This window comes from Anabaena sp. CCY 9910 (genome assembly GCF_963920875.1).
In the GTDB taxonomy this organism is placed as follows: domain Bacteria; phylum Cyanobacteriota; class Cyanobacteriia; order Cyanobacteriales; family Nostocaceae; genus Trichormus; species Trichormus variabilis.
Genome location: NZ_CAWUDJ010000001.1, coordinates 130571 through 150087, shown reverse-complemented (window position 1 = coordinate 150087; position 19517 = coordinate 130571). Strand labels below are relative to the sequence as shown.

The window sequence follows — 19517 nt, the reverse complement described above, 5'->3', positions numbered from 1 at the left end:
GATTGAGGGAAGAATTACCCATTACCAATTACCCATTACCAATTACCCAATCCCTAAAAAAGCAACTCTATGTTAAATTTATCTGTCCAGTTAGGGGTTGCTTGACTACACTTAGAAATTAGCAACTGCATTGCTGTCCTTGAGCGTAGTCATTATGAATTTATCCCTAAAGCAACTGGCCGTTTATCTGTCTCTACTAGTAGTTGGTGGTAGTGCAGGTTTGTTAGGCAGTCGCTATCTCCTCCCACAAAATCGCTCGTTCCAACAACTCAAAAATGTCACAGTCGGTTTGCCTTCGGAATCTGTAGCGTCTAATCCTGTCATAGGTTCTGCGGCAAATAATGGGGGGGATAATGTCAATTTTATTGCTAGTGCTGTGCAGAAAGTTGGCCCGGCTGTAGTGCGAATTAATGCCACCCGTAAAGTTGCCAATCCTATCTCTGATGTTTTAAAGAATCCTCTATTACGTCGATTTTTCGGTGAAGATGAACAGCCAATTCCGCAAGAACGAATTGAGCGGGGTACAGGTTCGGGGTTTATTTTGAGCGAAGATGGGCAACTACTAACTAATGCTCATGTCGTAGCTGATACAGACACCGTACAAGTAACTCTTAAGGATGGTCGGACTTTTGAGGGGAAGGTACTGGGAGTTGACCAGATTACAGATGTAGCTGTTGTCAAAATCCCTGGAAAAAACTTGCCGACAGTGAACTTGGGGAATTCGCAAAACCTCATTCCAGGACAATGGGCGATCGCTATTGGCAATCCTCTTGGTTTAGATAATACTGTCACTATCGGCATTATCAGCGCCACCGACCGCACTAGCGCCCAAGTGGGAGTTCCCGATAAACGAGTCAGCTTTATTCAAACCGATGCAGCAATCAACCCTGGTAATTCTGGCGGGCCTTTATTAAACGCCCAAGGGGAAGTAATTGGAGTTAACACTGCTATTCGTGCAGATGCTCAAGGTCTTGGCTTTGCCATTCCTATAGAAACAGCCGCCCGTGTCGCTAATGAGCTTTTTACTAAGGGGAGTGTACAACATCCGTTTTTAGGGATTGAAATGACGGACTTGTCCCCTAGCAAAAAACAGCAAATCAATATTGAAAACAAGTTAAATATTCGACAAGACACTGGGGTGGTAATTAAAGGTGTCTTGGATGATTCTCCAGCCCAAAAAGCAGGCTTACTCCCTGGTGATGTGATTCAAAAAATTAACGGTAAAACAGTGAAAACATCAGCCCAGGTACAAAAATTGGTGGAATCCAGCACAGTTGGAGATATTCTAACCGTCGAAGTTAACCGTAGTGGTGAAATTCTCACCTTAAAGGTTCAGTCGGGAGTTTATCCCAACAGATAGCTAGTGGTCAGTGGTCAGATGTCAGTTGTGATTGCTTTTGCAGCTGACTACTAGCTACTAAAAAATGACACTTAGCCATTAGACAAATGATCTAACTGCATCCTTTGTTCCATTTGGCGTAAGAAGTATCCAGTCATCATTGCCGATGCTAATAAACCCGCTAGATTTTCTTTGTCTGTGGTAATTTGGACATTGAAATTTTCTGCGGGAAGCATTCCCACTAACCCTTGGACGTTTTGGGAAATAATTTGTTTAATTTCCGGGCTGACGGATTGAGCTACACGGGCTAGAACTTCGGGAGACTGATGTTGTAGATACTTTAGTAACTGATTTGGGTGTTCCCCAAAATGGTCAGAAAGAATTTGGTTGGTGTGTTCTTCGGAGTTGTCGTTTAAGAAGTCAGGATCAAACACCATTGGCAATTTTTTTTAGCTTAGTTGCTAATTCTACTCTAAACCATAGTACAAGAGTAGTGCTTTAGATCAGTTGTCAGAGACGCGATTAATCGTGTCTGTACAATTGTGTGTTGTCGTTCTTCTTTAACTTCCCCTGCCTCCCCTGCCCTCTGCTCCCTACTCCCCTGCTCCCACAGCTAAGTCTAGTTCCAACTGCTGTTCTTTCTGGTCATTGTCAAAGGGTTGGGGAAGTTGCTCTATTTGGAAATATTGATGGAATTTTGGTGTGACTTGGAGCGAATAGGAACGGGATTCATTATCTCGGCGCTTACGCACAAAACCGAGTTCAACTAGTTCTGGTACGTGTTGATATACACCGGAACCACGTAGCTCAATCAAGTCACTTTGCAGGATGGGACTATTGAGGGCGATCGCCGCTAAAGTCCGCAATGCACCTAGTCCCAATTCTACAGGAATCATTGTCTGCACTAAGTCTTGGAAGTCTGGACGCAGTTGTAAACTATAACCATCTGTAGTTTCTACGACTTCCAAGGCGCTATCTCGGTGGGCGTAGCTGTCCATTAATTCAATGATGCCTTCCTCCACGGTGGCGCGATCGCACGCGGCATACTCGGCAATCTCACTGATCGATAAGGGTTTACCCTTTAAATAGAGAATCGCTTCTATCTTAGTTGCTGTGGCTGTATTCATTTAATGAAGAGTCATTAGTCATTAGTCAATGGTCAATGGTCATTAGTGTATGACAGTTGACCTTTGCCTAGTTTTACTCTAGCGGTTAATTATGCTTCATAATAAATGTGTGGGATTATACATATTTTTTTATTTTCAGTCAAGGTGCTTACCCAAGTTAGTCGAAGCAGCAAAACACAAGCCTTTTAGCAGACCAAATTAGGAATTGTCTCGACTGTTGAGGATAAATTCAGCGATCGCTAAATCTTGGGGAGTAGTTACTTTCAAATTTGTTTCCTCACCTTCCACAATTTGCACTTCGATACCGCACTTTTCAAATAAAGCAGCATCGTCAGTCACTTCCCAACCTTGACGAACACCTTCAGCGTGGCACTGTTTCAACAACTCAACGTTAAAGCCTTGGGGGGTTTGTGCTGCCCAAAGATTGCGTCTGTCTGGTGTACTTTGAATTATGCCATCTTCATCCACAACTTTAATTGTGTCTTTTACCGGGACAGCCGCAATCAAGCCAGAACAATGACGAATTGCTTGAGCGCAGGAGTTGAGTAAATCAGGGGTCGCCAGACATCTAGCACCATCATGAATTAAAACTTGCTCTGCGGCTGTTGGTAGTGCCTGTAAGCCGTTGTAAACCGATTCTTGCCTAGTGGAACCTCCCAAGATAAATTCCACTGGTTTAGTCAGCTGCAAGTTAGCAAGAATAGATTTAAAATCTGGCCAGTCAGTGGGTTGGGAAATAATGCCAATCCAACTAATTTCACTGGCTGCTTGTGCAGCTAAAAGAGTCCAAGCAATAATAGGTTGCGATCGCACTTCTAGCAGCAGCTTATTGCGGTCACATCCCATTCTTTTGCCAACACCGGCGGCGGGAATTAGTAAATACACTGTCTTTTAATGCCAAACTAGGGAATGAATACAGGGAAACTTGGCTACCTCCAATTCAAAATTATGAATTGAAAATGACTTAGTTTTGAATTTTGTTGGCGCAGCCTTGCCGTAGGCTATTTTGAATTGGAGCGACGCAACTTGACATTTTTTGGGGAAGGTTCAAGCCCCAACGCCACTTGACGGCAGTTGCCTCAAGTCGGGAAACCCGCCCACGGCACTGCCTCCTTTATGTCGGGGAACCCGTCCATCGCAGTGGCTCCCCCTTGTGGGTGGCTGTCTTTAATTTTGAATTTTGAATTGGAGCGAAGCGACTTGACTTTCCCGTATTCACCTAAAATAAGGAGCGATAAGCGTCAATAAATATTATGCGAGTAGTAGCCCTTGTACCTGGCGGAATTGGCGATCAAATTCTGTTCTTTCCGACTCTAGACGACCTGAAGCGCTATTACCCAAACGCTCAGTTAGATGTTGTAGTGGAACCCCGGTCAAAGGCTGCCTACCGGGTGAGCAAGTCAGTAAACGATATACTGACCTTCGATTACAAAGACCGTAACAGCCTAGCAGATTGGGGAAATCTCGTAGGCACAATTCGCGATCGTGAGTATGATGTAGCGATCGCTGTTGGACAAAGCTGGTTAGTGGGTTTATTCCTCTGGTTGACAGGAATCCCTACACGTATTGGCTACCAAGGTAAAGGCACATCATTTCTGACCAAAACTGTACCGTTCAAACCATCCCAATACGCGGCGGCGGTTTACCACGACTTGCTGCAACCCTTCGGTATCACAACCCCTACTCCAGAGTTAGCGGTTAATGTACCGAAACCAGATATTGACTGGGCAAATAGCGAACAAAAACGCCTTGGGGTTAGTGAAACAGGTTACGTTTTGATTTATGGTGGCTCTAGCTGGGCATCTCAGCCTCAAGCTTTGGATTCAATTTACCCCGTGGAAAACTGGCAGGAAATCATTCAAGACTTTCGACAAAAGCAGCCAGATTTGCCTATTGTAGTCATACAAGGCCCAGATGATGAGCAATTTGTGCGATCGCTCCGAGATTATTCTTTAGATATCAAGGTGACTTCCCCTGATAACGTCGGTAAACTAACGGCGATGATTGCTGGAGCTAACTTAATGCTGACTACCGATAGTGCGCCACTGCACTTAAGTGTGGCAGTACAAACCTATACTATTGCTCTATTTGGTTCCACAGATCCCGTCAAGTTATTACCTAGCAGCGACAAACTTCTGGGCATTAAATCTCCCACAGGTAGGGTGGCAGATATTTTACCCAAAGCTGTATTAGAAAAAGTTTGGGGAGGTTGATAGGAAGAGGTAGGGAGGCAGAGGGCAGGGGAGGTAGAGGGAGAAATGCCCAATCCCCAGTCCCCAGTCCCCAATCCCCAACTAAAACATCTCAAAAAAAGCATCTTCTAATTCGTAACCCAGCATTTGCGCCATAGACTTAAGACGCGATTGCGAGGGTATTTGTTGTTGTTTTAACCAATCACTTAAAACAAAAATCTTGTGCATCAAAAAGATTTCTAAAGCTTCGGGATTATACTGAATTCCTTCTTTGGCGCTGAACTGGTGCGGTACGAGCATAGCGGTGTAACGCCCCAGTTCACCAGTTTTCCAATCTAGTAAAAACGGCAACCAGGGATACTTAGCATCCAGACGCACAAACCACAGCCTTAATTCGGGAATTTCTGACAATTCGCGGGGATCGCCAGGCTCTAGAGTGTATTCGATAGCAAAACTTAACTGCTGTTCGTGGGAAGCAATATTTCCCTCTTGCAGCAGTTGGTTGATTACCTGATGTGCAGGTGATAAATCGAGAGTATTAACAGTGTCTGTATTGAGGGCGATCGTAATTGTCATGGACTCATCAGCTACTTTTTTAAGCTCAGTAGTATGCTTGAGAATCCACAGTACCAGCTTTCTGGTGTCGGCGCTATATTTTTTGACTGCGGAGCCAGTAAAGCCTGAAAATTGAGAAGTATTAAGTGTTGAGTTGAGTCCTGGGCAAGATGTTCTGCTTCCTGCTTCCTAGCAGAACTGTGTAACATCTTCACCACATTCGTCTGCTAAGTACATCAAGGCTTTAAAGCGAATTTCTATTAGCTGTTCGTAAAAAGGATTGAGTTTACATAGAGGCGGGATGTGAACTAGGGTGCGATCGCCCCATTTAAGTTCTCGTTCAAATGGACAACCGGCAGGAATAATTGTACACAGCAATCGTGCTAATCGGTGATTTTCGATTTTTAAAGATTCCAGCCATTGACGGATTGGTTGTAGTAGCAGATTTACAACAAAGACGAAGCTGAATGTAATACTAGACATCATGTTGTGAGTAAATGAATTTGTTGGGGAGTTAAAAGGATTTTTTCTAGCAAGAGACGGTCAGTTTTGACAGTATCTTTCATAATTGTTGCTTTGGCATTTTCAGTCAGTAATATTTTGCCATCAGCAGTAAAACTAAATTCTCCACCAGGCATAAAACCCTTTTGGACAAGTTTTTTTAAAGCAAATCTAGTTACTGATTCTAGTAATTGCTTATAAGGTTTCCAATCAGCCAAATGATCTAACACCCAGTGGAATGTTTCTGAATGAGATATTGATAATTCTAATATCGCTGCTGTGAGACATGATTCTATATAGTCCGGAGCTAAATGCTGTTCTAATTCAGTTACCCAAGTTTCAATTAGTTTCTTATCCTGAAACCTTAAGATATAAGTTGCTCTATCTAGATGAAATTGAAATAATTCTAAGTCTTTCATTTTTTTAGATAGTAATAAAAACGATTAGTTAAATTATTTTGTCAGTGGTGAATAATTGTTTGTATTTAATGTTAAAAAAGAATGTGACAAATGAACCATTTGTAGAGACGCGATGAATCGTGTCTTCACCACAGGACGTGTTGCAATCATCAACTGAATTGGTATAAGTAATAGGTATTTATTTCTTACCCTGTTAGTAAAATTACCGTTAAACTGTTACCTTCCTAGTTGCTTCTAACTTTAAACATGAAAAATGCAGAACTTGTGGAGATACGTCTAAAGTTAGATATTTTTTTTAATTTACCAATTTAAAGCTGCGGCAACTTGAGCAGGCAATTTCATTACCTTGAAGGGCTTGGTAATAATAGCTTGTACTCCTAGTTCGGCAAATCCTCTCTGTTCGGCGGTTTGGGTCTTTGCTGTCAGCAAAATTACAGGAATCGACTGAGTGACTGGATTAGCTTGTAGGGCTTGAAAAGTGGCAATTCCGTCTATGTCGGGCATCATCACATCTAGAAGAATTACGTCGGGTTGTTCAGCCGCCGCTTTAGCTACTCCCTCACTACCAGAAGCAGCCGTTGAAACTTGCCAACCGCCCACAGCTTTAAAAGCGAGTTCAGCTACTGCTCGGATATCATATTCATCATCAATGATGAGAATGCGTTTCGTAGCCATCTGATTCAAGACTCATAATTCAGCACTGTCTTTAGCCTAATTGCAAATTATTCTGTTGAGTAAAGTAATGACACGCTGCTCAAATTCTTGGGGGTTAATGCGTCCTTTAGTGAGAAATAATGTTTCCCCTAATTTTAATCTTTGGCGATCGCTCTCATCTAAATCGCGGGCTGTGTAAACTACTAAAGGTACATGATACAAATGTTGATGCTGCCGCAACCAGTCCACCACGGCAAAACCATCCCATTCGGGTAATCCCAAATCTAGTACCAACAAGTCGGGAATGATATTTTGACTAATTTGAATGGCTTCCCGTCCTTTTTGGGCATAGAAGGTAGAAATGCCGTGACGATTGAACATAGCAATCAATACTTGTGCTAAATCTGGGTCATCTTCCACAACTAGTACTTTGATGGCTTGTTGCTTGGTGGTAGCTTTTTCTAAAGCTCGGCATAACAACTTCACATCGGGAGGTTTGATAATCCAATCACTAACATCGTGGGAAAGTTCTTTATTATGGTCAGGTGTGACACCACTAAGAATAATTACGGGAACGTTTTGAGTTTCTGGCTGCTGTTTGAGCAGTGCTAATGTTTCCCAACCATCCATATCTGGCATCATGAGATTGAGAATAATTGCATCAGGTTGGTTGAGTTTCGCCTTTTCTACCGCTTCTTTTCCTGATGCCACGGTCATGACTTGATAACCTTGCTTTTCGAGGATGACTTGCATAACAGCTCGCACGGAAAAATCATCATCGCAATGGAGTATCAGAGGAGAGGTTGAGTCTGGGGGGTGCTGGGGTGTGGTGTGGGGGAGATGTAGAAACTCTTCTTCTTGATTCTGTTCTTCTGGAAAAATTGGCAAGGTAAAAAAGAAGGTGCTACCCTCGCCCAAGGTGCTTTCAGCCCAGATTTGCCCCCCATGATGCTGTAAAATGCTGCGACAGATAGCCAAGCCTAAACCTGTGCCACCTTTTTGACGGGAGTCGGAGGCATCAACTTGTCCAAAACGTTCAAAGATAGATTCCAATTTATCAGCCGGAATACCCCGACCTTGGTCTTTGACTTCAAACAGGATCACGGGGGTAGGGAATTTTTCTAGCTCACTTTTTTCGGGAATTTTAGCAGTCACCCAAACTGTAGCCCCAACAGGGGAGAATTTAATGGCATTGCTGATGAGGTTGGTAAATACTTGGATGATGCGATCGGGATCTGCCCAAAGGTGAGCCGATAAAGGTGACATTGATAATTGTATTCCCCCTTGCTCTGCTAATTCCTCCATCACTTCTACTGATTGGGTCATTAAGTCGGCAGCATTGCAAGCTTGGGGAGTAATTTGGATTTTTCCCGACTCAATGCGTTCAATATCTAGGATGTCATTGATCAGACGCACCAATCTATCAGTATTATTAGCGGCAATGTTGAGCATCCGTTGGGCATCTTCAGAACCTGCCGGGACAACTTTGCTAGCTAATAAGTCTAAAGCGCCAGAAATGGAAGTTAAGGGGGTGCGTAATTCGTGACTGACGACAGAGACAAATTCATCTTTGAGGCGTTCGACTTCACGGCGATCGCTAATATCCTTCATAAAGCAATAATGACCGATACATTCCTGCTGTTGGTTGTAGGCTTTCACCATGACTACTTGTTTATAAAAAGCTGAACCATCTTTACGCATGGCTCTAGCTTCCATTTCTACCTTGCCGTTTTTCAGCATTTGGCGATAGGCAGCCATCATTTTTTCTTGGTCATCTGGATGAACAGTTAATGTCCACTCCATACCAATCATCTCTTCTGGTGTGTAGCCAGTGATCTGGGCGTAGGCTGGATTTACTTTGATGTAATGTCCCTGAGTATCTAACTGAGAGATACCTTCCACCGCACTTTCCAAGGCTTGGCTGAGGTGAAGCAGTTCTTCTTCGGCTCGTTTGCGATCGTTAATGTCCGTCATTGTGCCGATGTATCCTGTCACCTCTCCATTACTTCCTCTTTCGGGGATTGCTTGGGAGATTACCCAGTTAATGACGTTATTGGGATGGCGAAAACGATACTCTGCTTTAAACGGTAAATTTTGCTTTATGGCTTGATTCCATTCCCTCACAATACGCAGGCGATCGTCTGGATGCAAGGATTGTACCCAGCCTTCACCAAGTACATCTTCGAGGGGTGAACCAATTAAATTGCAAGCTCTTTCATTAGCAAAAATGCACCGCCCAGAAGCATCATTACGAAAAATGCCTACTGGCGCGGTTTGTGCCAGGGTGGCGTAACGATATTCGCTTTCTCGTAGAGCTGCTTCTGCCGCCTTACGCGCAGTAATATCACTACCAATACCCAGAAAACCGGTAATATTTTCCTCTGCATCATACAAAGGCGTAACAGATAGCAGCGCTGGGAAACGCGAACCATCTTTACGAATGTAAGTCCATTCCCGTTCTTCCACCTGTCCCAGTCGTGCTTTAGCCACAAAAACCTCAAATCCAGGTTCAATGGTTACCCCTAACTCTTGAGATAGTTCTTGTGCCACTTTCACGACTTCATTTTTATCGTGGACAATCTCTGGGGTTGTTTTACCAATCACTTCTTCGGCGGTATATCCCAGCCATCGTTGTGCAGCCGCATTAAATGTCAGAATTATGCCGTCTGGTGTGGTGGAAATAATTGTGTAATTGGCACTGTTTAAAATTGCCTGTTGCAATTTTTGATTTGTTGCTTCTAACTGTACGTTGCTAGGAAATTTCCCAGCTTTTGCCATTAGTTTCACACATACCAAGGCTATGTACACAAAAATAATGGCTGTAATCGTTATAAAAAATGTATATAATAATTCGGACATATAGGAATAGTATTTGAGTTCTGAAATATACGTAGGGGAGCCACTGCGTTGGTGAAGCAGTACGGTCTTGGGGTTTCCCCAAGTGGAGTAACTGCTGAAAGGGTTTCCCGGCAGTCACGCAAGTGGCATTGGGCATTGTCCACCGGCTCATGGTTTTGGTGAGCAATGCCCACCCTACAGATACTCTCTGCCTAATTCAACTACTCAACACTCGATCTCTTCCAGTCGCCTTGACTTGGTTAAGAACTATGTCAGCTGCTTGATATAGGGCTTCAAGTTTGTCGCCATCTTGGGGATATTCCACCACTGCGGCGCTAAAGGTGGCGTGGAATGATTGATTGCTAGTAGTAATAAATTCAATTTGCCGGAAAGTTTTCAGTAACTCCCCTAACCGCCTTACCCCTTCACCTTTGGTTATTCCTACCATTCCTAAGATAAACTCCGTCCCTCCCCAGCGCCCGACTACATCTTGACTATGGAAAATTTGCCTTAACAGTTCGCCCAGTTGAGATAAGATGCGATCGCCTACTTCATGACCATAGTTATAATTAATCTGCTTCAGTCCATCCAGTTCTACAACAGCAAAACTCATGGTCTGCTGGTGAGTATGACACCACTGAAGATAATGGTTTAATTCCTGGGTGGATTTACGGCGATTAGCTACCAATGTCAGCGTATCTATTTCTGCTAAATTCCGTAACCAGCGATTGTGTTCTAGGCGGTTAAGTATCCGCCCTATGAGTTCGGGTTCGACAATGGGTTTACTAATATAATCGTCAGCACCTGCGATAAAAATTTGCTGTCTAGTTAGGGTATCGTGACGATTGGTAAGAAAGAGAATTGGTAAACCAGCCCATTGGGGTTCTTGTCTGGCAATTTGGCATAATTCTATACCACTAGTACCAGGCATTTCCATCTTTAAAATCAGCAGTTCTGGTTCAGCCAGTGCCATCGCTTCCAAAAATCCCTGGGAATGGGCGAGGGTATAGACTTTGATTCCCCAAGCACTGAGTAAAGTCTGGAGTGCGGTTAATATTTGCGGATCATCGTCTACAATCATCACTCTGGCTTGTGTTAATTGCCCAGGGGCGATCGCCTCTGAACCCTGACTCCTGTTCTCCCTGACTAATTCCTGGTCTTTGTCAATCACTAGCACCAGGGGGCGATCGTCCGCTTTTGCTTCAACTACTGATAGTTCTGTTTTATACCCAGATTTTAAATTTTCTAATTCTTGGTGCAATGCCTCAACCACTTGCCCCAAGTGCTTCTTACCAGAGGCTTTCAGTTTTTTGCCATTATCTAACAAAGATTCTATTTCTTGTGCTATCTGGGAACCTTCATCAGAGCCGAACATTCCCAAAGAACCAGCTAATTTGTGAGCTTCTACCTTAGCCTTTGACAGTATTTCCTCACTGACTTTGTTTTGTAGCAGTTTATGAGATGCTTGTTCAATTACAGCTACTCGCTGCTCTATTTTCTCTACTACATCTTTCCAGACTTGCCTTACCTCATTCTCGACCGGATTGGCGATCGCATCGGCAACTTTTTCAATATTTAACTCTTCTTCTCTTCCTGACTGCACAGGTTTGAGCCGATACCCAATCCCATAAACCGTATCAATAGGATCTTCAGCTACTCCGGCTGCTTTTAGCTTTTGCCTCAATCCTTTGATATGGGATCTGACTGTATCTTCTGTGGGTGGTTCTTCAAATGACCACAATTGGTCTATTAAAGCGCTACAACTAAAAATGCGGTGACTGTTGCGGAGAAACAGTTCTAGCAAACCGTATTCTTTGGGAGTTAAATGTAAGAGTTTTCCATCACAGGCGACTTCACAAGTACTCGGATCAAGCCGGAGGTTATTCCACTCCAGCAGAGGCGGTAAAGCTGAACCACCCCGACGTAATAAAGCCCGAATTCTAGCTAATAACTCTTGAAAATCAAAAGGTTTTGCCACATAGTCATCTGCTCCAGCATCCAAGCCAGCAACCTTTGTAATGCTTGTATCTTGAGAAGTTAACAAAAGAACAGGTGTTTGATTACCACTAGCCCGTAACTGCCGACAGAAACTCATTCCATCGAGCTTAGGCAAGATTAAATCTAACAGAATCAAGTCATAAGTATATAACTCCGCAAAATTCCAGCCTTCTTCTCCATCTTTGGCGAAATCAACAGTATAGTGCTGACTTGTTAGCGACTTAACAAGTAATTCGCCAATCAGTTCGTCATCTTCTACTAGTAAAATTCTCATAGCGGTAAATCACCGCAATCACAACTTATTATTAACTGCAAAAAATAAATAATTGGATGCAAAATCTGTTTAAAAATTACACTCTAAGGCTAACTTATATCAAAGCAGCAATTTTGCTTATCTTCGTAAATGTAAACATTTAATTTATGATTACCATGTTCCTAAGAGGTTGTTGGAAAAATATTATTTTAAACATCAAAATCTTAAGAACCTAACCCCCTAGCCTGCCTTCCCTGCATTCGCGCTAGCGTTGCGTAGGAAAGACAGGGAATGGGGTTTTCAAAGCTTCTCTCCGTTTCGGGGAGAGTTAGTCTACGAGAAGCGCTCCGCGCTATGAAGAGAAGTCTTTAGTATCCTTCATGACTTTTCAAACATTCTTTAAGTATATTTTAGTTGTGATGAATAAGCTATTTACACCTCCATAGCCTTATCCAAACACGTTATCTTTCGTCTTCATGGCTAAATCTCAAATAATACGGAACATTTTTGTTGCTAAAAATATAACCTTTTTATTATTAATTAGTCTCAACAACTTAATTAATAATAAAAAGGCTGCTAGACAACGGTTACTCGCTTAATTTTCCTGGTTTTGTTCCTGCAAATCTTCATTTACCGGAGTTTCGCCTGTTAAGTAAAGATGAGTTGCAGTTTCATCACCTAGAGGAAAGAAAGATTTCTCTAACTCCAGTCGCTGTTCAACATTACGCAAGAAATACCCATCTACCATTGCAGCACCTAAAAGCTGACTCAACTCTTCGCGGCTGGCAGTAATATTTGTGTTAAATTGCTCATGAGGTAAATTACCCAAAGTCGCCACAACAGCACGCTGAATCAATTGCAGGACTTCTCTTGAACCAGGTCTAGATAACTGGGTAACAGTTTGAGGACTCATTGATTGTACATATTCCCACAGCCCATTATTGTTTAGTGCTTCACTAGCTAAATTATCTGGATTACGATGGGAATTTTCATTCATGGTCACTATCTCAAATGTTGCTCAACTATCAACTAATTTAGCAATTTAGTTCTTACCTCCTAGTTCGCATAACCGAACTTTTAAAGACAGGTTATCCTCCTATATAAAAAGTCAATAATCAGAGATGAGTAAGATATTCTCTCCCAACTCCTGTTTCTTCACCTAATCTCTGGCTATAACGATATCGTTAGATTTAATCACAGCATAAGCTTCTGTACCCTCAGTTAGTTCTAGCTCCTCGGCTGACATCCTCGTGATAATCGAGGTTAGCTCAACTCGATGAACGATTTCTAATGTCACTTCGCTGTTAACAGAACCAACGACAATTTTTTTGATGACTCCTTTGAGAATATTACGGGAACTAACCTTAAAAGGTCTTTTGATACTAATAACTTCCAACTCGGATATTTCATTCGCCTCTGGTTCTATTTTAAGTGCCTGTTTGGTTGGTATTGATTTAGCTGTCGGAGCAGGCTGATTGAGTCCGCGCACAAGTTCCCGCAAAATCTCAGTTTTGGTGCGCTGAGACTGCTGACAAAACTCTTCGAGAATCTTGCGCTCCTCTTCCGATGTTTGAAAAGTGATCCATCCTTGTTCTTTTCTTGGCATAATGTTACCAATTAGGTTGGTACATATCGAAATTATCTAAGTACGATCCTACCAAGCCTCTATCCCTTGAAGCCGAGTCTATCTAAACACGATTTTCTATGAAACGAAGAGACATTCTCACCTTTGTTGGTACAATACTTGCTGGCTGGGTTTTGGCAGTCGGTTTACCATTGTTTACACCTGCTCCCGTAGTAGCGCAATCAAACGTTAATTTGCTTGTGTCTGCGGCTGCAAGTTTGAAAGACGCATTGGAAGAAATTAAGCCCCTGTATCAACAGAGTAAAGCAAATGTCAACATTAGCTATAATTTTGGCGCATCTGGCGCTTTGCAGCAGCAAATTGAAAACGGTGCGCCAGCAGATATTTTTATTTCAGCAGCTAAAAGACAAGTAGATACTTTAGAGCAGAAAAGCCTCCTCGTCCCAGGTACACGAGGCACTTTAGCAAAAAATCGCCTGGTCTTAGTTGTGCCGAAGAATACCACTGGTGTTACCAGCTTCTTTAATTTAAAAGATGCCCAAATTAAACGAATTGCTATTGGTGAACCTAGAAGTGTGCCTGCTGGACAATATGCGGAGCAGGTTTTGGATAAGTTAAAACTGTTGCCCGGTGTCAAGTCGAAATTAGTCTACGCTAATAATGTGCGTCAAGTTTTAGCATCTGTAGAAAGTGGCAATGCTGATGCAGGTTTGGTTTACGCCACTGATGCCAAAATTTCTGACAAAGTGAAAGTTGTAGTTGCTGCTGATGAAAAATACCACTCTCCCATTATTTATCCCTTAGCTGTAGTGAAAAGTAGCAAAAATGTTAATGCAGCAAAGGATTTCGCCCAATACTTGACTACTAGTAGCCAAGTGAAAGCTGTATTAAGGAAATATGGGTTTATTTTGCCTTAAAGGTCATTAGTCAGTTGTCATTTGTCAGTTGCTTCTCTCTTCTCTTACTGGCATCTTTGCCACTAACTACTGACCACTGACCACTAACAAAACTCCATCTCTTTATGGGTGGGGTTTTTATGTGGCACAACTTCATAGAATTCCTAGACTGGCGACAAACAAGAAAATCAAGAGTTGGAATAGGGAGAATAGCTATATTTTCTTCTATTTATACAATTTATTTAAGTATTTAAACTGTAGTGTATTTTTAATAATTTTCGTTAAATGTCTTATCTGTCCTTGCATCTAGATTTTAATGCTGAGAAAATATTTATTTGTGAGTGCATTATAAATCACTCTCGAAAATTTTATCAGGAAGAGCATATATGAAATTTAAGTCAGCATCTGTAGGTATCGGCTTAAGCGTTCTCAGCAATTTGTTTTATCTCAGTGCTTTATCAACTCCTTTAGTTAATTCACAACGAGTCTTGGCTCAAGAAGCGGCTGCTTCCTGTCTTCTCCCACCAGAGATTGCTGTCACTTTCCTAGATTCTAAATGTGAAGCAGTCAAACTAGAACGTCCGCAAAAATTTTATCGCTACTATAGTAGTAGTACTAATAAATTTGGTAGGTATTTAACCACTAATCGATATAAAACAAACGTAGAAGTTATCAGGAATTTAGCGCTGAATCAAGAATGGGGCAATCAGGCAACTACAATTCTTAAAGTCACTGTGCCTGCTGGGACAACGGTATATCAAGGCATTGTTGCCCCCCAAACTCCCGCTCAGTGCTACCCAGGGGGAGGTCAGCAGACTTTTATTCAAGATACCAGAGATCCTAATATCAAGTGGAATGACGTAGGAAATCTCAAGATAGAAGCATTTAGTTGCCCATAAAATTTATGGAAATAAAAACCGAAAAGTTTCTCCATCTGATAGACCAAGCATTGAAGATTGCAGAACAGATGCGTACTGAACTAGCGGATTCAGAGCGTTTGAATAATGTGATTAGCGTTCTGCAATCTGTGAGAAATCAGGCATTAGCCGGGCAGCTTGAACCATCAGCAGGAACCTCAACTCTGGGGTTGGCTCGTGAAGTGGCTGATTGGGTTGAACCTTTAGATTCGCCGTTATTAAAGGCTGTAGGCGCAGTTGAGGCGTTTTACCAAAACAACCTCTAAGTAGTCGTCATGAAATGTGTAAGCTACTCTTGCTTGAACTTGCACATTTCATGATGGCTGGGGACTGGGGACTGGGTGAAAAGTCTTGTTGTGTCTAGGTTATATCATCTATTGATGTCCTAACACTACTGGCGACATCTATAACAAAACATACAATTAATTTTTCCGTACTAAAGTTAATCCGTCGCCGATGGGAATTAAACTTAAGGTGATGCGCTGGTCTTGTAATAGCTTGTGGTTGAAGGCGCGGATTTTTTTGGTGCGATTATCTTGAATTGCTGGATCGGCAACTTTGCCAGACCAGAGAACATTATCGATCGCTATCACACCTCCTGAACGAATTAATTGCAGCGATCGCTCATAATAATTGTCATAGTTGCTCTTATCTGCGTCAATAAAGGCAAAATCAAAGGTTTCGGCTTCACCTGCTACTAGTAACTTATCTAATGTTTCCAACGCTGGGGCGAGATGAAAGTCTATTTTATGAGTTACTCCGGCTTGCTGCCAATAACGTTGGGCGATCGCGGTAAACTCTTCACTAACATCGCAGGCTACCAGTTTTCCGTCCGGAGGTAGAGCTAGTGCCACAATCAAGGAACTATAGCCTGTAAATACCCCCACCTCTAAAGTTTTTTTTGCACCCAGCAATTGCACCAACAACGCCATAAATTGTCCCTGTTCTGGGGCAATTTGCATTCTTCCCATAGGTTGCAGGGCTGTTTCTTGTCGTAGTTTAGTAAGTATTTCCGGTTCCCGCAAAGAAATAGATAGTAAATAATCATATAAATTTTGTGTGATTCCCAGAGTACGAGTCGTCATAAGATTAATTTGTAATTTGTCAGAACCTATGGCTTGCATCTACGTAATGATTAATTATTCACTATCTTCTACTCCCTTAAATAGTGACTTTTTTCTCTCTCTAGGTTGAGAAAATCTGAGTTTTGTTTCCACCTCAAGACCGATAAATATTAAGTATATAGTAGTTAATTTTAAGGCAGATGAATAGGATAAATCCTTCATCGAAAGAGAGTTGTGTACTTGTTTTCCGTGGTCAGATTAATTATTTCAGGTGTGAGGAGAAATCATGTCAGTCACGTACATTGGCTAACAATTAGTACGTTTGGCTAACATCCGGGGTGAAAATGCGTAAGCTTGCTATTTGCAAGTGGGAGCAAAAGCACAATTAAACCTTGGGTTGATCTATCGATCCAAGGTTTAATTGTGTGGATGAAAATTTAATTTGTTGATCGAGAAGTTGTAGGTCTATTACCAGGAGAAATATATGGCAGAAAAGCAAACATTACAACCACCGCAGCAGCAAAAAACACCAGGTACAGAATCAAAAATGCAACCAAAACCTCAAGCTGATGATGCTCGGTATCAGGGTAGCGGTAAATTAAAAGATAAAGTTGCCTTGATTACTGGTGGGGATAGTGGGATTGGTCGGGCTGTGGCGATCGCCTATGCTAAAGAGGGTGCAGATGTAGCCTTTGTTTACTTGAGTGAACATGGCGATGCGGAAGAAACCAAAAATTTGGTAGAAGAACAAGGACGGCGTGCTGTATCTATCGCCGGGGATATAACTGATGAAGCTTTTTGTCAGCGTGCAATTCAACAAACAGTAGATGAGTTTGGTAAACTGGATATTCTCATCAATAATGCGGCGGAACAACATCCCCAAGAAAACATTGAAGATATTACTAAAGAGCAGTTAGAACGGACATTCAGCACTAATATTTTTTCAATGTTTTACTTGACAAAAGCAGCAATTAAGCATCTGAAACAAGGCAGTGCCATTATCAATACTACTTCAGTTACAGCTTATAAAGGTAGTTCACATTTACTTGATTATTCTGCAACAAAAGGGGCAATTGTTGCCTTTACTCGTTCCTTATCACAAAATCTCATTAGTAAAGGTATCCGGGTTAATGCTGTGGCACCTGGGCCAATTTGGACACCTTTAATTCCCTCGACATTCCCCACAGAAAAAGTAGAAACCTTTGGTAAACAAGTACCGATGCAACGAGCAGGACAACCGGAAGAAGTTGCACCTAGTTATGTGTTTTTAGCTTCTGATGATTCGTCTTATATGTCTGGTCAAGTTTTACATCCTAATGGTGGGGAAGTAGTTAATGGCTAAATAGTCTCAATTTATGATTGAGAATTCAGCATAAATTATCTCTTATCTATTCTGGATTCTCACTCTTGAATGTTAATATATGTCTGCCAACGGAGAGATGATTACATCTTCAGCAGTTGCTATATCTAGTAAGGAACATTCAAAGAAAAAAGATAGCTTATGTCATCCCTAAAACCATTGCACGGCACAGAATTAGTAGATTGTGCTAGGGCAAATGCCAAGCAGGGAATTGAAACTGCTGCTTACCAATGTGGCTATGGTGATGATCTCAATAGATTTGCACGAGAACTGAGAAAAGCGTGTGAGGAAATGAATCTGCAAGTTAAAGAATTGAATGAGTTGATTACCGACCAGGATATGATTCTTAACTTGGGAACTGGAGAAATTATTGCACCGGATACAGCTTCGGAATTGTAAATATCAATAATTCACAATTGTAAAATCACTCTTGCCAAATTGAAGTAAATTAGAACTCCAAGTACGTCAACGGCTGTAGTAATAAAAGGTGCTGACATTAAGGCTGGATCTAAACGTAGGTAGCGAAACAAAAATGGCAGTGCTGAACCAGATATAGAAGCCAAAACAGAGATAGCGATTAAACTAGCACCAACAGCGATCGCCACTTCTAATCGACCTTGGAGAAAGTAAGCCCATACAGTGGCGATACTACCTAACATACCTCCTAGCAATGCACCAGCGATCGCTTCTCGTCCAATTACCTGCAATGTACCGAGTGAGCGAATTTCGTCTGTATTCATCCCGCGAATCACGACTGTGGAAGACTGAGCGCCTACGTTACCACCAGTACCAGTCAACAAAGGGATAAAGGCGGTGAGGGTGACTACTTTTGTCAAGATATCTTCTTGGGACTTAATAATTGTGCCGGTGACGGTATTGGTGATTAAGAGAACAAATAACCATAAAACCCGCTTGCGAGCTACTTCCCATAAATCCATTTGAAAGTAATTGTCGCCACTGGACTGCACACCACCACCTAAAGCGTAGATATCTTTGGTGGTTTCCTCTTCCAGAATATCGATTACATCATCAACAGTGACAATCCCGACTAAAAGCTGTTGTCTATCTACCACCGGCACAGCCAGGAAATCATACCTTTGAATTAACTTAGCTACTTCTTCCTGGTGAGTATCTGTATTGACAAAAATTACATCACGGGTCATCACTTCGCCAATAGTCTGTTCTGGCTGGGATGTCACCAACTCCCGCAGGGAGACAATGCCGGTTAAGCGCCTGGCTTGATCCGTGACGTAAAGATAGTAGATCATCTCACTAGCATTAGCGAGGCTGCGAATCCGTTCTAGAGCTTGCCCTATGGTCATATTTTCTTTCAGCCCAATGAACTCTAGAGTCATGATGCGCCCGGCTGTATCAGCTTCATAACCCAACATTAGGGCTGTGGCTTGGCGTTCTGTTGGGCTAAGTTGTTCCAGCAGATGATTGACAACCTTGGCAGGCAATTCATCAAATAATCTGGCTCGGTCATCCGACGACATTTGATCAACGATATCGCGGACTTCCTGACTTTTTAGTTCTTCAATTAATCTTTCTTGAACACTGTAATCAAGATATTCATAAACTTCAATGGCTTCATCTTTAGAAAGCAAGCGAAAAGCTAAAGCGTGCATCGTTTCGGGCAAACCTTCAATCGCTTCGGCTATGTCCGCAGGTTGTACAGGTACAAGAATTGCTTTTGCTCCCTGTAAATCTCCTGCTTCTAATAGCATTCGCATCTGCGTCCGCACTAAATCACGCAATTCCCTACGTGACACATCCTGAAGGGTAGAGTTTAAATTGTTCGTCTCTGTCACTTTCCACT

The 19517-nt window shown here is 42.2% G+C and carries 20 protein-coding genes; 7 read left to right on the top strand and 13 right to left on the bottom strand.

The annotated features are described in order from the left end of the window. Positions 1-154 precede the first annotated feature (154 nt). Positions 155-1360 carry an HhoA/HhoB/HtrA family serine endopeptidase gene (locus ACM5QX_RS00685; protein WP_414751950.1) on the top strand — a complete coding sequence of 402 codons (1206 nt, stop codon included), beginning with the start codon at positions 155-157 and terminating at the stop codon, positions 1358-1360. Between the two features lie 71 nt (positions 1361-1431). Here the strand turns inward: ACM5QX_RS00685 and ACM5QX_RS00680 are convergent, their stop codons facing one another. From ACM5QX_RS00680 to ispD, 3 genes are all read right to left on the bottom strand, one after another. After that, complete coding sequence (locus tag ACM5QX_RS00680; RefSeq protein WP_010999289.1) at positions 1432-1776, bottom strand: DUF760 domain-containing protein; 345 nt, start codon at positions 1774-1776, stop codon at positions 1432-1434. Positions 1777-1932: 156 nt separating this feature from the next. Beyond that, a complete protein-coding gene (gene scpB, locus ACM5QX_RS00675) occupies positions 1933-2466 on the bottom strand; it encodes an SMC-Scp complex subunit ScpB (protein ID WP_414751949.1) in 534 nt (177 codons plus the stop codon). A 198-nt stretch (positions 2467-2664) separates the two neighbouring features. Beyond that, positions 2665-3351: a 2-C-methyl-D-erythritol 4-phosphate cytidylyltransferase gene (gene ispD, locus ACM5QX_RS00670; RefSeq protein ID WP_414751948.1), complete on the bottom strand. Its 687-nt coding sequence runs from the start codon at positions 3349-3351 to the stop codon at positions 2665-2667. A 368-nt stretch (positions 3352-3719) separates the two neighbouring features. Between ispD and ACM5QX_RS00665 the strand changes: the two genes are divergently transcribed. Further along, positions 3720-4679, top strand: coding sequence for a glycosyltransferase family 9 protein (locus ACM5QX_RS00665; protein WP_414751947.1), 960 nt, complete (start codon positions 3720-3722; stop codon positions 4677-4679). 81 nt (positions 4680-4760) lie between these two features. On the opposite strand, the gene ACM5QX_RS00660 is transcribed toward ACM5QX_RS00665, so the two are convergent. The 8 genes from ACM5QX_RS00660 to ACM5QX_RS00625 form a co-directional block, all read right to left on the bottom strand. Continuing rightward, entirely contained in the window at positions 4761-5234 is a 474-nt protein-coding gene (locus ACM5QX_RS00660; protein WP_011319198.1) for a CRR6 family NdhI maturation factor, read from the bottom strand. A 168-nt stretch (positions 5235-5402) separates the two neighbouring features. Continuing rightward, positions 5403-5699 carry a Mo-dependent nitrogenase C-terminal domain-containing protein gene (locus ACM5QX_RS00655; protein WP_414751946.1) on the bottom strand — a complete coding sequence of 99 codons (297 nt, stop codon included), beginning with the start codon at positions 5697-5699 and terminating at the stop codon, positions 5403-5405. Next, positions 5696-6133 (bottom strand): hypothetical protein, encoded by a 438-nt coding sequence (locus tag ACM5QX_RS00650; protein ID WP_414751945.1) that lies wholly within the window; start codon positions 6131-6133, stop codon positions 5696-5698. Before ACM5QX_RS00650 ends, ACM5QX_RS00655 begins: the two co-directional genes overlap by 4 nt. A gap of 300 nt (positions 6134-6433) precedes the next feature. Further along, on the bottom strand, positions 6434-6808 hold the full coding sequence (locus tag ACM5QX_RS00645) for a response regulator (protein ID WP_011319201.1): 375 nt from the start codon (positions 6806-6808) through the stop codon (positions 6434-6436). Between the two features lie 36 nt (positions 6809-6844). Then, positions 6845-9646 (bottom strand): PAS domain S-box protein, encoded by a 2802-nt coding sequence (locus ACM5QX_RS00640; protein WP_414751944.1) that lies wholly within the window; start codon positions 9644-9646, stop codon positions 6845-6847. Between the two features lie 196 nt (positions 9647-9842). After that, positions 9843-11897 carry a response regulator gene (locus ACM5QX_RS00635; protein ID WP_414751943.1) on the bottom strand — a complete coding sequence of 685 codons (2055 nt, stop codon included), beginning with the start codon at positions 11895-11897 and terminating at the stop codon, positions 9843-9845. 574 nt (positions 11898-12471) lie between these two features. Then, the gene (locus tag ACM5QX_RS00630; RefSeq protein WP_414751942.1) at positions 12472-12873 is read right to left on the bottom strand and encodes a DUF760 domain-containing protein; all 402 of its coding nucleotides are present in this window, start codon (positions 12871-12873) and stop codon (positions 12472-12474) included. A gap of 162 nt (positions 12874-13035) precedes the next feature. Continuing rightward, positions 13036-13482 carry a TOBE domain-containing protein gene (locus ACM5QX_RS00625; protein WP_011319205.1) on the bottom strand — a complete coding sequence of 149 codons (447 nt, stop codon included), beginning with the start codon at positions 13480-13482 and terminating at the stop codon, positions 13036-13038. 98 nt (positions 13483-13580) lie between these two features. On the opposite strand from ACM5QX_RS00625, the gene modA reads away from it, so the two are divergent. The 3 genes from modA (at position 13581) to ACM5QX_RS00610 (ending at position 15540) form a co-directional block, all read left to right on the top strand. Continuing rightward, positions 13581-14378: a molybdate ABC transporter substrate-binding protein gene (modA, locus tag ACM5QX_RS00620; RefSeq protein ID WP_414751941.1), complete on the top strand. Its 798-nt coding sequence runs from the start codon at positions 13581-13583 to the stop codon at positions 14376-14378. A 365-nt stretch (positions 14379-14743) separates the two neighbouring features. After that, entirely contained in the window at positions 14744-15256 is a 513-nt protein-coding gene (locus ACM5QX_RS00615) for a hypothetical protein (RefSeq protein ID WP_414751940.1), read from the top strand. A gap of 5 nt (positions 15257-15261) precedes the next feature. Continuing rightward, positions 15262-15540: a hypothetical protein gene (locus ACM5QX_RS00610; protein ID WP_414751939.1), complete on the top strand. Its 279-nt coding sequence runs from the start codon at positions 15262-15264 to the stop codon at positions 15538-15540. Between the two features lie 156 nt (positions 15541-15696). Here ACM5QX_RS00610 and ACM5QX_RS00605 read toward each other — a convergent pair whose 3' ends face one another. Further along, positions 15697-16359 carry a class I SAM-dependent methyltransferase gene (locus ACM5QX_RS00605; RefSeq protein WP_414751938.1) on the bottom strand — a complete coding sequence of 221 codons (663 nt, stop codon included), beginning with the start codon at positions 16357-16359 and terminating at the stop codon, positions 15697-15699. A 463-nt stretch (positions 16360-16822) separates the two neighbouring features. On the opposite strand from ACM5QX_RS00605, the gene ACM5QX_RS00600 reads away from it, so the two are divergent. After that, entirely contained in the window at positions 16823-17680 is an 858-nt protein-coding gene (locus tag ACM5QX_RS00600; RefSeq protein WP_414751937.1) for an SDR family oxidoreductase, read from the top strand. Between the two features lie 159 nt (positions 17681-17839). Continuing rightward, complete coding sequence (locus ACM5QX_RS00595; RefSeq protein ID WP_011319211.1) at positions 17840-18097, top strand: hypothetical protein; 258 nt, start codon at positions 17840-17842, stop codon at positions 18095-18097. A gap of 11 nt (positions 18098-18108) precedes the next feature. On the opposite strand, the gene mgtE is transcribed toward ACM5QX_RS00595, so the two are convergent. Beyond that, complete coding sequence (gene mgtE / locus ACM5QX_RS00590) at positions 18109-19509, bottom strand: magnesium transporter (RefSeq protein WP_011319212.1); 1401 nt, start codon at positions 19507-19509, stop codon at positions 18109-18111. Positions 19510-19517: the final 8 nt, after the last annotated feature.

Coding starts and splice junctions, on each gene's coding strand:
- ACM5QX_RS00685 (WP_414751950.1), top strand. CDS start 155: ATGAATTTATCCCTAAAGCAACTGGCCGTTTATCTGTCTCTACTAGTA.
- ACM5QX_RS00680 (WP_010999289.1), bottom strand. CDS start 1,776: ATGGTGTTTGATCCTGACTTCTTAAACGACAACTCCGAAGAACACACC.
- scpB (WP_414751949.1), bottom strand. CDS start 2,466: ATGAATACAGCCACAGCAACTAAGATAGAAGCGATTCTCTATTTAAAG.
- ACM5QX_RS00665 (WP_414751947.1), top strand. CDS start 3,720: ATGCGAGTAGTAGCCCTTGTACCTGGCGGAATTGGCGATCAAATTCTG.
- ACM5QX_RS00660 (WP_011319198.1), bottom strand. CDS start 5,234: ATGACAATTACGATCGCCCTCAATACAGACACTGTTAATACTCTCGAT.
- ACM5QX_RS00655 (WP_414751946.1), bottom strand. CDS start 5,699: ATGATGTCTAGTATTACATTCAGCTTCGTCTTTGTTGTAAATCTGCTA.
- ACM5QX_RS00650 (WP_414751945.1), bottom strand. CDS start 6,133: ATGAAAGACTTAGAATTATTTCAATTTCATCTAGATAGAGCAACTTAT.
- ACM5QX_RS00645 (WP_011319201.1), bottom strand. CDS start 6,808: ATGGCTACGAAACGCATTCTCATCATTGATGATGAATATGATATCCGA.
- ACM5QX_RS00640 (WP_414751944.1), bottom strand. CDS start 9,646: ATGTCCGAATTATTATATACATTTTTTATAACGATTACAGCCATTATT.
- ACM5QX_RS00635 (WP_414751943.1), bottom strand. CDS start 11,897: ATGAGAATTTTACTAGTAGAAGATGACGAACTGATTGGCGAATTACTT.
- ACM5QX_RS00630 (WP_414751942.1), bottom strand. CDS start 12,873: ATGAATGAAAATTCCCATCGTAATCCAGATAATTTAGCTAGTGAAGCA.
- ACM5QX_RS00625 (WP_011319205.1), bottom strand. CDS start 13,482: ATGCCAAGAAAAGAACAAGGATGGATCACTTTTCAAACATCGGAAGAG.
- modA (WP_414751941.1), top strand. CDS start 13,581: ATGAAACGAAGAGACATTCTCACCTTTGTTGGTACAATACTTGCTGGC.
- ACM5QX_RS00615 (WP_414751940.1), top strand. CDS start 14,744: ATGAAATTTAAGTCAGCATCTGTAGGTATCGGCTTAAGCGTTCTCAGC.
- ACM5QX_RS00610 (WP_414751939.1), top strand. CDS start 15,262: ATGGAAATAAAAACCGAAAAGTTTCTCCATCTGATAGACCAAGCATTG.
- ACM5QX_RS00605 (WP_414751938.1), bottom strand. CDS start 16,359: ATGACGACTCGTACTCTGGGAATCACACAAAATTTATATGATTATTTA.
- ACM5QX_RS00600 (WP_414751937.1), top strand. CDS start 16,823: ATGGCAGAAAAGCAAACATTACAACCACCGCAGCAGCAAAAAACACCA.
- ACM5QX_RS00595 (WP_011319211.1), top strand. CDS start 17,840: ATGTCATCCCTAAAACCATTGCACGGCACAGAATTAGTAGATTGTGCT.